Here is a 10,052-nt window from a genome sequence, read left to right as displayed (position 1 = left end):
TACTTGGTCAATGCGTTGATCAGCGCAGCGCCCGTCGGGCTGCCCCAACCGGTGACCAGGTCGAAGCCTGATACCGCATTGAACTTGCCGTTGTTGCCGCTGGTGATGTCATGGAACAGCGTGTGATACGTCGAACCCAAGCCCAGGTTATAGATCTTGGTGTTGACGAAGCCGACCGTGGGCTTGCCATTGGCCGCTGCCTGCTGGTTGGCCAGGGCCAGGAAACCGGCCCAGCGCGGAGCAGCGAAGCTGGTGCCGCCGTAACCGGTCTCGAAGGTGCCATTGCTGACGGTGGGGTTGTCGAAGTTGCCTTCGGCTGCCACGTCTGGATCATTGCGCAGGGTCTTCGATGCCTTGTTCGTGGTGGTGACCACGCCGGCGAGCTTCTGGTAAGCCGGGATCGAATATCCGGCTGCGGACAGATAACCGCCGCTGCTATCGACCCAGGCGGTTTCAGACTTCCAGGCACCGCCGGCACCGTTGGTGACCAGGTCGGTAGCGCCGACATCGAGGATGTTCGGATCCAGTGACGGCGCCGACCAGTTCGAGGTGGTGTATGCGCCGCTGTCGCCGGTGGCGTTGAGGAAGGTCTGGCCCTGTGCGGCGAACTGCTTGTAGATCGGGTCATCCGCACTGCCGAAGTCGCCGCCGCCCCACGAGCTGCTGAGCACCTTGGCGGTGTTGTCGGTAGCCATCTGGTTGAGGATGTCGGTGGCGCTGGAACCTTCGTAGAAGATCACTTGGCTCAAGCCAGGCGCCATGCCAATGACGTTGACGATATCGAGCACTTGCTCGCCGTCGTCGCAGGGCGAGGTGCCGCTGCCGTCGCCGGCATCGCATACGCCGCTATAACCATTGACCAGCACGTTGTTGATCGGCACCGAGGAGGTCATGCCGGTGGTGCTGTAGAACAGCGATACGTCGCTGGAGATATAGCCGTCATACGAGAAAATGCCGACCGTCTGGCCTGCACCGGTGAGGGTGCCCGAGCCGTAGTAGGCAGCACGCATGTCGCTGGGCAGATACTCGCCCGACGGGCCCGAGCCGGTCAGGTGCGTCGCGGCCATCGTCTGCACTCCGCCGGCCGGTTTACGCAGCAAATGGTTATGCGGCAGGGTGACGTTGGTCAGGCCGGTGATCTTCAACAGCGGCACGCCCAGGTTTACCGTCGGCTCTTTGTCCGGGGCGAAGAAGGTACGGTTTTCGGTGGTGTGCCGATAGTTGCTGATCTGCACGTGCAGGGCGCGGTTGATGGTGTCTACCGAGCCTTCCACATCGACCAGGCGGCGATTAGCCGTGGTGTTGGTGACTTTCAGGCCGTTTACCTGGGCCCAGGCGACCACGGCATCGTAGTCTTGCTGGGTGGGACCAAAGCGATCGGTGAATTCTTTTACCGTGAGGTAATGCTGATAGTTCGGGCTCTGCGGGTCGTACAGCTGCTTCAGCAAGCTGTCCAAGTCAGCTTCGTTGCGCAGCGGCAGGTTAAGTGCAAGTTTCAAATGCTGGGCCGGGGCCATGGCGCTGATACGCGGTGCCAGTCCTGATGCGACGGCCTCCGGTACATGCGTTCTCTGGATAGTGACGGCGCTCGCATCGATCGCGAACAGAGTGGCACAGGCAAAGATAAAAGCCGGCACGGTTTTCTTGAGGCCATGCTTCTTGCTAAGCAGCAGTTGGTTCACAGGTTCGTCTCCACATCGTATGTGTAAAGAAATGACGCCATTGCAGCGTCATGCTTGGTTGCACTGCTCCTGCTTTCACGACTCCATGAATCGTGCGTTGCGCACCATCTAAACCTCCCCCCGGAGGGCGCGACCGTTTCCCCCATGTGACCCGGGCGCTTCCTGGAGAACGGCGCGGGGCATGAGCTTTGTTGCAAAAACTTACGATAAAGCAATTACTTGCGAATCGTTCCAGCGCTAAGGGGGGCTAGTCGAAGGCATCGCGTGTGTAGATCGCGTGAACGTTTTTGACAGGCAAATCGCGGCGTATATCGACGGCTATCGACGCCGGATAGACCTCGGCAAGCGGCGACACAACGCATCAAATAGCCGTCCAAAGCCATGCAGTGCAGGCCGCCAGCGAAGCCTGCAAGCCAAGAGCAGGCTTCGCAAAAATATCGCGGAACGGCGGGCATCCAATCGACATCGAATACGCATCGAGGCCGCGCATCGGTGATTGCTTGCGATGCGCGTCGCCTTGGTCGGCGACAGGTATTTACGTATGTTTACACTTGTTTACTTGCTGTCACGCTCGCGCCAGGCGTCGATGGTCAGCGTCGCCAGCTGGCGCAAACGGGCACCGCCGGCATCGGCCAGCAGGGCTTTAAGCCGCTCGGCAGCATCGTCCTGATCCAGTGCCTGTCGCTCGGCCAGCGACGCGGCGAGGGCATGGCCCAGGCTGTCGAAAATCAGCGCGTAGGCGAAGGCATGCAGCACCCCTCCGCCGAGAGTGCCCAGGCCGGGGAACGCCTTCATGGCGTTGCCGGCAATCGCCAGCACGATGGAGCTGCCGGTGCGCAAGGTGAGCTTTGCCTGGCGCACAAAGTCTTCGACTTGCACTTCGCCGACCGGGATCTCATACAGTTTGGCCAGCTCGCGGGTGAGTGCGGTAGCCAAGGCTGCCTGGATCACCAGGTCGCTGCCGGGCGCTACCGCGGCCATCGCGCCGATAACCGCGCGACGGGAATATTTACGCACGATGCGTTCGGCTTCGGCCGCCCGCGTTTGCATTTCCAGCGCGCCGGCACGCTCATGCACGCTGGCCAGCACGGCTTGTTCGCGCATCGGTTCGAGGCCGTCGGCGCCGCTGGCGGTGATTCGGCTCAGCGCTTTGAGCAAGGGCTTGATACTTGGTTTGCGTTGCCGTTCGACGTGTTCGGTGTCGCCGTTGTCGAGCTGCCGCTGAAAACGTTCACTACCGCCTGCGCTGACCGCCACCACGGCCGTAGCGATGTCCTGCGTTTGTTGGCGCAGTTTTTGTTGCAAGGCCTCCAGCTCATCGACGTTCCATTGGTCGGCCTTGTTCAAGACCAGCACCAGTGGTTTGCCGAAGTCAGCCAGCCAGCGCAACTCCTCGACCTGGCTGCGGGTAAGGTCGCCGGCGCAGACATACACCACGGCATGCGCGCGCAAGGCTTCTTGGCGAGCGATGGTTTCGCGGGCATCGCCGGCCGATTCGTGGCTTCCGGGCACGTCGGCGAGTACGAATGGACGTCCATCCGCAAGTTGGCTGTCGAAGTGGCGAACCTCGCGAGTGGTGCCGCCGCGTGCATCGCTCAGCGTGACGGCCTGCGGTGCCAGCGCCCGGATCAGGGTGGATTTACCGGTCGATATTTCACCGAACAGCGCGATGTAAATACGCTGTTCGCTGCGGCGGCGGTCGAGCTCGGCCAGTTCATGGCCGAGTTGTTCGGTGTCGCTGCCGCGCTCGTGCAATTGACTCAGCCGTTGCTCCAGCTCCTGGCGATCAGGCACCGGTTTCGCGACGCGCTTGCGGCGTGGCCGCAGTAGCCACCACAGCACCGAGAGGCCAAACGCGGCAAACAGACTGAGCGCGCCGCCCAGGGTCCATTGCAACCAGCTGGGCAGGGTCAGGAATCGCTGTGCCAGCGCCAACGCGCGTTCGGCGGTGGCAAACAGCAGCCATAGCAAGACAGCTATGGCGATCGCGGCAAGCAGTAGGCGCAGACGTCTAGACATGAGCCGCAGTCTAGTGAACCGGGCGTGCTCACGGTGAGCGTGGCATTATCCGTGGCCGGACCGCGCGGGATCAGGGGGCGTGGCAGGGGGCTAGGGAGGGGTTTGTATGTGGATGGGTTCTTTGTTGGCGCTGGCATGGGCATTGACTCCGCCACCGATCGTGGCCGCGCCCGCTGACATCAGTGTGGCTCGGCCTTCGGAGGCCTTGCTGCCGACGCCGCAGTTCCGCCGCTACGGGGTGACCAACGGCTTGCCCAGCAGTAATGTCCAGGTCGTAGTGCAAGCGCCCGATGGCGCCATGTGGTTTGGCACCGATAGCGGCATTGCCCGTTTTGACGGCGTGGACTTCAAAGTGTTTACGCATGTCGAGGACGCCCCCGGCTCGCTCTACCGCAATGACATCGCGGCCCTGTTATTCGACCAGCATGGGCAATTGTGGGCGGGCGGTATCGAGGCTGGGCTCAATCGATACGATGCGTCGCAGGGAACGTTCGAGCATTGGGGCCATGATCCGGCCGACCCCGCCAGCCTGGCCAGCGATGGGGTGTGGTCGATGGCGTCCAGCGCCGATGGCTGTCTTTGGGTCGGCACCGAAAAGGGGCTGGACCGCAAGTGTCCGCATAGCCGTGGCTTTGAACATGTGGCTAACGCGCTGCTCGGCGCCGACCCGAAGGCCTATGGCACGGTGTCGTCTTTGTACGTCGACGCGCAACAGCGGTTGTGGATTGCCTGCGATGCCGGCATTTTTCGCCGCAACATCGATGGACAGATGCAGCGCATTCCGCAAGAAGGCTTTGCGTCGCCGATCGATCTGTGGAGTATCGATGGCGATGGCGAGGAGGTGCGCATTGGCACCTCGCATGGCCTGCTTATGGTCGACAAGGATGACGTCGCCAGGCCGGTGGCCAAGCATCAGCTTCCCGATACCAATGTGTTCAGCAGCATTCGCGATCACACCGGACGCTTATGGGTGGGTACCTATCGCGGGCTGTTTTTTCGCAACAGCGCCGCCGATGCGGTGATCGCCGTAGTCAATCAGCCGGTATTGAACGGCAACTTGCCTGGCGTCGCGGTGTGGAAAATTTTCAGTGATCGTGAGGGCGGGCTATGGATCAGCCTGATCGACGGCGGCGTCGCGTATCTGGCACCGGCCTGGAACAGTTTCAGCCGTTTTACCCACATTCCTGACGACGCCAGCAGCTTGCGCGATGCCGTCGTCACAGCCACCGCGCCGAGCAGCGATGGCCGTTTATGGGTCGGTGGGCGGATGGGCCACGTCGACAAGATCGATCCGCTGACCGGCGCGGTCGAGCATGTGTTGACCTTGCCACGCACCGATGTGGCGTCGTTGCTGGAAGATATTCCGCAACGGTTATGGGTCAATACCCGCGGAAAGCTGTATCGGTACACCGCTGGCAAGACCACTATCGTCGATCCCGAAGCGGTGCATATGCATTATCCCTTGCAGGTGGTGGCGGGGCCCGCCGGCATGCTTTATGTCCGCACCAGCGGCGAAGGCATTTTTCGTGTCGACCCGCAAACGTTGGCGGTAACGGCGGTGCCGATCGAGCCCGACAACGACACGAACAAAAAGAGTAGCCAGCTGGCAGTGAGAAACGGCGTGCTTTGGTATGCCAGCAATGACGGCATGCTGCGGATGAGCCATGACCGCGGTCGTTTTGAAGCGGTACCCGGCATACCTAGTCATCGTGCGGTCGATGGTTTTGACTTTACCGAGGACGGCTTGTGGATAGCACGACCCGATGCCTTGGAGCACTACCGCTATCAGGGCGACGGGGTGGTGCTCGATCGCCGAGTCGATTCAGCGCATGGCTGGCCGTCGCTGACCGCCAGCAGTGTGGCGGTCGATCGGCAAGGCAGGGTGTGGATTTTCGTTCGCAATGGTTTGTGGTGCTTCGACCCGGTAAGCGGTCGCTTTGATCAGTTCGGCCTCAAAGATGGCCTGACCAACAAGGAGTTTGTTCCCGGTCTTGGACGCATGGCCCATGGCTATATTTTTGGCTCCACGGTGGGCGGTGCCTTTGGCTTCGATCCCGCCCGCATCAAGACCCATGGCGTGGTGCCGTCACTGGCGATTACCGGGGTAAGCTTGCGCCGCAAGGGCCTGCTGAGCGCGCAGTCCCTGCAAGATCCGGTTGTCGGCATGGGCTGGCAAGACCGCAACCTGATCATCGACGCGCGGGTGTTTTCCTATGTCGATCCCGCGGCGAATCGCTACCGTTTTCGCTTGCTCGGTTTCGATACCGACTGGGTCGACACCGGCAATCTGGGCATGCGTGAATTCACCGGCCTGGCTTCGGGCGATTACACGCTGGAGGTCATGGCGGCGGGCGCCGATGGCATCTGGGGGCAATTGGATACCCCGTTGAAGATCCATGTGCAGGCGCCGCCGTGGGTGCGCTGGTGGGCATGGTGTGCTTATGTGTTGCTGGCCAGTCTACTGACCTGGTTGATCTTGCGCGCCTGGCGCCGACGGCTGGCGCAGCGTCATCTGATGCAACTGGCCGAACAGCGCAGCGCGCTGGCAGAGCACGCCAGCGCGGCCAAGACCCAGTTCCTGGCCACGCTGAGTCATGAAATACGCACGCCGATGACCGGCGTGCTGGGCATGGCTGAATTGTTGCTTGGCACGCCGCTCAGTCCGATCCAGCACGAGTACACCCAAACCATGCAGCGCTCGGGCAGCATGCTGTTGAAGCTGCTCAACGACGCGCTGGACCTGGCGCGGATCGAGGCGGGGCGGTTTGAGCTGGAGCCGGGTAACTTCGATCCGCGCGCCTTGGTTCACGATGTGGCACAGCTTGAGCGTGGCGTAGCCCATGCCAAGGGCTTGCGCTTTGAGGTGGATATCGCCGGCGAGCTGCCGCCGTGGTTGCTGGGCGATGCGGTGCGCATCAAGCAGATTCTGCTGAACCTGGCCAACAATGCCTTGAAGTTCACCGAGCACGGCAGCGTGACCTTGCGCGTGTGCTGGCACGAAACCGCGCACAGTCTGCAATTGAGTATCAGCGATACCGGGCCGGGCATTTCCGCGGCCAGCCAGGCGCGGCTGTTTCAACGCTTTGAACAGGAGGATGGGCCGCAGCGGTCGGCCGGTAGCGGCCTGGGCTTGGCGATTTGCCGTGAACTGGTCAGCCTGATGAGCGGCAGCATTGAGCTGGAGTCGCGCATCGGCCACGGCAGTACCTTTCATGTGCGGCTGCCCTTGCTCAAGCCGGCCCTGCCGGAGCCGCGTGCGGCGCCGGCCGCCCGTGCTGCCGCGACGCGCGGGCTGCGCTTGCTGCTGGTCGAAGACGACATGACCGTGGCGGCGGTGATTCGCGGCTTGCTGCAACAACAGGGCCACGAGGTGCATCACGTCGTCAACGGCCTGGGTGCGCTGGCCGAGTTGGCGCAAGCCTCGTTCCAGGCGATTCTGCTGGACCTGGACTTGCCGGGCGTCGATGGTTTTCAGATCGCGCGGCTGATCCGTCAACGCGAGGTGGCCGGTGAAAGGATACCGATCATCGCCGTGACGGCGCGCTCGGGCGGCGACGAAGAGCTGCGCACGCGCGAGGCCGGTATGGATGGCTTTTTGCGCAAGCCGCTCACCGGCGAACAGCTTGCCAGGATGCTGAGTGGTCTGGTTGCGGTGGCCTGAGCCGCACGCGGCCTTGGCTACGCCCTAGGGTTCATGCGGTCGAGGCCACAAACCGGTTTGGTTTGAAAGGCAAGTTGGCGCTGGATTTGGCATGATCCCCCCACTGGGAGAAATCATGCTGTTGTCCTTACTGATGAGTTTCGCCCTGCAGGGGGTGAACAAGCCGGTTGCTGCCTTCACCACCGCCTCGCCCGAGGTGGCGCAGACGGCTGTGTTGCCGACGCCGCAGTTTCGCCGCTACGGCACCAGCAACGGCTTGCCCAGCAGCAGCGTGTATACCGTCGTGCAAGGTCACGATGGGGTGATGTGGTTTGGCACCAAGGGTGGCCTGGCCCGTTATGACGGCGTGGATTTCAAAGTATTCCGGCACGTGGCGGGCGACCCTTCGTCGCTATACGACAACGGCATTGGTACTTTGCTGATCGATCACGCGGGACGCTTGTGGGCGGGCGGCCTGGACGCCGGCTTGAATCGCTACGACGCGACCAGCGGCGGGTTTGAGCATTGGGCGCATGATCCGGCCAATCCATCCAGTCTGGCGGGCGACAAAGTCTGGGCGATGGCGCAAAGCGCCGATGGCAGCTTATGGATAGGCCACGATAAAGGCCTTGATCGCATGCGCGCGGACGGTCATGGCTTTGAACATGTCATTGACGAATCGATGGCGGGTTTCGGGGCGGTAGGTTCGCTGTATGTCGATGCGCAGCAGCGCTTATGGTTCGGTTGCGACAGCGGCATTTTTCGCCGCGATGGCAATGGCCAGCTTCATCATATTGTGCAAGAAGGCACCGACCGGGCTATCGACGCCTGGCGCATCGAAGGCGATGGCGACGAGATTCGACTGGCGACCTCGCGCGGGTTGATGATGGTAGGCAAGGACGACGTCGCGCGCATGTTCGCGCCGAAAACCATTCCGGAAACCAACGTCAACAGCAGTGCCCGCGATCAGGCCGGGCGTTTATGGATCGGCACGCAGCGCGGTTTGTTTTTGCAGAGCAGTCATCACGGACCGGTGATGGCGGTGGTCAACCAGCCGATGCTGTACGGCAATTTGCCGGGCACCTGGGTGTGGCAGATTTTTTCCGACCGCGAGGGCGGCTTATGGATCACCCTGTTCGATGGCGGCGTGGCCTACCTTGCGCCGGGCTGGAACAAATTCAGTCGCTTCACCCATATCCCGGATGACAGCACCAGTTTGCGCGACTCGGTGGCCACCGCAATGGCGCGCGGGCGTGACGGGCGGCTATGGGTGGGTGAGCGTTCGGGCCGGGTCGACAAACTCGATCCGCTAAGCGGCAAGGTCGAGCACGTATTGTCGATACCGCGCGGCGACGTGCTCGCCATGACCGAGGACGCCGATCGTCGTTTGTGGATCATTTTGCAAGGGGCGCTGTATCGCTATGCCGGGGGCAAGCTCGAGATGGTCGATACCGCCAATCGCAGCATGCTGCACCCGCTGGAGGTGGAGCTCGGGCCCGACAGCAAGGTTTATGCGCGCACCTTCGGTGAAGGTTTATTCCAGGTCGATCAGCAGACCTTGACCACCACCGCGGTGCCGATCCGCCCGGCCGAAGACAAGGCCCGCTGGAGTAATCAGCTTACCCTGATGCGCGGGGTCTTCTGGTACGCCAGTGAAGCGGGATTGTGGCGGCTGGCGGCGGGGCTGGATCATCTTGAACCGGTGCCCGGGGTGAGCCGCGACAGTGCGGTCAATGCCTTTGATTTCACCGACGACGGCCTCTGGCTGGCGCGGCCCGATGGGCTGGAAAACTACCGCTATGGCGACGATGGCCTGGTGCTCGACCACAAGATTGGCGTGGCCCAGGGTTGGCCGGCGGTCAACGTGCTCGATCTGGCCGTCGACGCGCAGCAGCGGGTCTGGCTGTTTGGCCGCGATGGCCTATGGCGCTACGACCCCGGCAAAGGGCGTTTTCATCAATTGGGTTTGCAGGACGGCTTGAGCAACGGCGAGTTTTCCCGTGGCTTTGCCCGTTTGAGCGATGGCCATATCTATGCGCCGACGCTGGGCGGCGTGATCGCTTTCGATCCCGATCGCATCGACGAATCCACCGATACGCCACAGGTGGCGATTACCGGCGCCAGCCTGCGCCGCAAAGGCATGCTGGTAGCGCAGCCGCTGCACGACGATTCGACCGTGTGGGTGAGTTGGCAAGATCGCGGCCTGCTGATCGATGCGCGCGTTTCCTCGTACGTGAACCCCAGCGCCAACCGTTATCGTTTTCGCTTGAACGGTTTCGATAGCGACTGGGTCGATACCGGCAATCTGGGCGCGCGCGAATTCGCCGGGCTGAGTGTCGGCGATTACACGCTCGACGTGATGGCCGCCGGTGCGGATGGCGCCTGGGGCCAGTTGCATACACCGTTGAAGATTCACGTGCAGGCGCCGCCCTGGGCGCGCTGGTGGGCCTGGTGTGTCTATGTGGTGCTGATAGCGCTGCTGACCTGGCTGGGCTTGCGCTACTGGCGCCGCCGGATGGCTCAGCGTCACAAAATGCAAATGGCCGAGCAGCAACGCGCGCTAGCCGAGCAGGCCAGTGCGGCCAAGACCCAGTTTCTGGCCAATCTCAGCCATGAAATCCGTACCCCGATGACCGGCGTGCTGGGCATGGCCGAACTGCTGTTAAGCACGCCGCTCAGCCCCACCCAGCATGAGTACACCGAGACCATGC

Annotated in this window: 4 protein-coding genes; 2 read left to right on the top strand and 2 right to left on the bottom strand. The window is 62.3% G+C overall.

Annotation, left to right across the window (positions count from 1 at the left end; all coding sequences use genetic code 11):
• Both OUZ52_RS21215 and OUZ52_RS21210 read right to left on the bottom strand, forming a co-directional pair.
• A partial coding sequence (locus tag OUZ52_RS21215) for a S53 family peptidase (RefSeq protein WP_266160568.1) occupies window positions 1-1,682 on the bottom strand: 1,682 nt, incomplete at its 3' end.
• 555 nt (window positions 1,683-2,237) lie between these two features.
• Window positions 2,238-3,701, bottom strand: coding sequence for a GTPase (locus OUZ52_RS21210; protein ID WP_266160567.1), 1,464 nt, complete (start codon window positions 3,699-3,701; stop codon window positions 2,238-2,240).
• 106 nt (window positions 3,702-3,807) lie between these two features.
• Here OUZ52_RS21210 and OUZ52_RS21205 point away from each other — a divergent pair, with 106 nt between their 5' ends.
• Window positions 3,808-7,362, top strand: a complete 3,555-nt coding sequence (locus tag OUZ52_RS21205) for a hybrid sensor histidine kinase/response regulator (protein WP_266160566.1) — start codon at window positions 3,808-3,810, stop codon at window positions 7,360-7,362.
• A 91-nt stretch (window positions 7,363-7,453) separates the two neighbouring features.
• Window positions 7,454-10,052: ligand-binding sensor domain-containing protein (locus OUZ52_RS21200; protein WP_323135385.1), on the top strand; the 2,599-nt coding region annotated here is incomplete at its 3' end.

This window comes from Dyella silvatica, assembly GCF_026283955.1.
Lineage (GTDB): Bacteria > Pseudomonadota > Gammaproteobacteria > Xanthomonadales > Rhodanobacteraceae > Dyella_C > Dyella_C silvatica.
Note: the sequence above shows the minus strand (reverse complement) of the source record. Positions and strands in the feature narration are given on the sequence as shown.

Bases quoted from the DNA above. Each gene is read 5' to 3' on its own strand.
- OUZ52_RS21210 (WP_266160567.1), bottom strand. From the start codon at position 3,701: ATGTCTAGACGTCTGCGCCTACTGCTTGCCGCGATCGCCATAGCTGTC.
- OUZ52_RS21205 (WP_266160566.1), top strand. From the start codon at position 3,808: ATGTGGATGGGTTCTTTGTTGGCGCTGGCATGGGCATTGACTCCGCCA.